The following is a 2,138-nucleotide window of genomic DNA, read 5'->3' on the forward strand; positions in this document are numbered from 1 at the left end:
CGCGCTCGCGTGCCGCCTCAGCGGCAGCCCGTTCAGCCCGCTCGACGGCGGCGGCGCGGTCCGCGCGGAGGAGTTCCACCTCGGCCTCCAGACGCGCGAGTGTGGAGGTCACCTGATCGCGGTCGAAGCCCTTGCGGACCACCGCGAAGGGGTCGGCGCCCGTGGTGGGCATCTGTGTGCTCGACATGGCCCCACCCTAGCGGGGAGCCCGCCCCGGGGCCCTAGTGCGACCCGGCGGCCGGTTCGACCAGTTCCAGGAGCACGCCCCCCGCGTCCTTGGGGTGGATGAAGTTGATCCTCGAACCCGCGGTGCCCCGTTTCGGTTCCGGGTACAGCACCCGCACACCGCGCCCGGTGAGGTGCGCGGTGACGGCCTCGATGTCGGTCACCCGGACCGCCATCTGCTGGATGCCCGGGCCGTTGCGGTCCAGGTACTTGGCGATCGTCGAGGACTCGTCCAGGGGTGCGAGAACCTGGAGGAGTGCGCTTCCGTCCGGTCGGCCGGGCGACCCCAGCATGGCCTCGCGCACCCCCTGCTCCTCGTTGATCTCCTCGTGGAGGTTCTCCATCCCGAGGTTGTCCCGGTACCAGGTCACAGCGGCGTCGAAGTCGGGGACCGCCACGCCGACGTGGTCGATCGCCACGACGAGTTCGGAGGGCAGGAGGGGTTGGCTGGCTGGGGTAGTGGTCATGGGGACCACGGTAGTCGGTGCGGGGAGGCGGTAGTTTGGCCTGTACACGTACAGCCCCTCAAATGGAAGGTCCGCAATGCCCGCCGACTCCACCCGCACCGTCATCGTCTCCGGGGCCCGCACCCCGTTCGGCCGCCTCCAGGGCGGTCTGTCCTCCCTGTCCGCCCCCGAACTGGGCGGAATCGCCATCCGGGGCGCTCTCGAGCGGGGCGGCGTGCCCGCCGAGGCCGTCGACCAGGTGATCATGGGTCAGGTGCTGTCCGCCGGAAACGGGCAGATGCCCGCGCGTCAGGCGTCACTGGCCGCCGGGATCCCGCAGCGGGTGGACGCGTTGAGCATCAACAAGATGTGCCTGTCCGGCCTGACGGCGATCGCACTGGCGGACCAGGCGATCCGCGCCGGCTACTCCGAGGTCGTCGTGGCGGGCGGTCAGGAGTCGATGTCCCAGGCGCCCCACCTGCTGCCCAAGAGCCGCAGCGGGTACAAGTACGGCTCCATCGAGGTCCTGGACCACATGGCCTACGACGGCCTGCACGACGTTCCCACGGACCAGCCGATGGGTGCGCTCACCGAGGCGCGCAACGCGGAGCTCGAGATCACCCGTGAGCATCAGGACGAGTTCGCGGCGATCTCCCACCAGCGTGCGGCCGCCGCATGGGCCGAGGGGCGGTTCGCGGACGAGGTGGTCCCCGTGACCGTGAAGGGCCGCAAGGGCGACACGGTCGTGGAGACCGACGAGGGTGTTCGCGCCGAGTCGACCGCCGAGTCGATGGGCAAGCTCAGGCCCGCCTTCTCGAAGGACGGGACCATCACCGCGGGCTCCTCCTCCCAGATCTCCGACGGCGCCTCCGCCGTCATCGTCACCACCGCCGCCCGGGCCGAGGCCGAGGGCTGGCCCGTACTCGCCGAGATCGTCGGCTACGGCACCGTCGCCGGCCCGGACTCGACGTTGCAGCACCAGCCTGCAGACGCGGTTCTGGACGCCTGCCGTCGCGCGGACGTCGAGGTCGAGTCCATCGACCTGTTCGAGTTCAACGAGGCCTTCGCCTCGGTCGGTCTGCACTCGACCAAGGCCCTCGGGGTGAGCCCCGACAAGGTCAACGTCAACGGTGGCGCCATCTCGATCGGGCACCCGATCGGAGTGTCGGGCAGCCGCGTCGTCCTGACTCTCGCACTGGAGCTGGCCCGCCGCGGCGGTGGCCTCGGGGCGGCCGCCCTCTGCGGCGGAGGCGGGCAGGGTGACGCTCTGCTGATCCGCGTGCCCGCGACCAGCTGACACCCGATCGGACCGGGCGTGGCAGGATCGAAGGCGTGACGAGACCAGGTAACCGACCCCCGTCCGCCTCCGAGCAGAAGCTCGCGGCGTCCCTCGCCGGCGCCGTCGATCTCTCGGGGTTGAAGAAACGGGCGGAGGCCAAGCGGGACCCCGCCACCGCCGCCCGCGGA

At 71.1% G+C, this 2,138-nt stretch carries 2 protein-coding genes and 1 pseudogene; 1 reads left to right on the plus strand and 2 read right to left on the minus strand.

The genetic code is table 11. The features are described 5' to 3' along the window. Both G6027_RS15555 and mce read right to left on the minus strand, forming a co-directional pair. Positions 1 to 187 (minus strand): annotated as a pseudogene (locus tag G6027_RS15555) (hypothetical protein); the annotation flags it as partial. Positions 188 to 221: 34 nt separating this feature from the next. Further along, entirely contained in the window at positions 222 to 692 is a 471-nt protein-coding gene (mce, locus tag G6027_RS15560; RefSeq protein ID WP_182637959.1) for a methylmalonyl-CoA epimerase, read from the minus strand. A 76-nt stretch (positions 693 to 768) separates the two neighbouring features. Between mce and G6027_RS15565 the strand changes: the two genes are divergently transcribed. Beyond that, positions 769 to 1,968 carry an acetyl-CoA C-acetyltransferase gene (locus G6027_RS15565; RefSeq protein WP_182637960.1) on the plus strand — a complete coding sequence of 400 codons (1,200 nt, stop codon included), beginning with the start codon at positions 769 to 771 and terminating at the stop codon, positions 1,966 to 1,968. Positions 1,969 to 2,138 lie beyond the last annotated feature (170 nt).

It is taken from the genome of Dietzia sp. SLG310A2-38A2, from assembly GCF_014145095.1.
Classification (GTDB): Bacteria; Actinomycetota; Actinomycetes; order Mycobacteriales; family Mycobacteriaceae; genus Dietzia.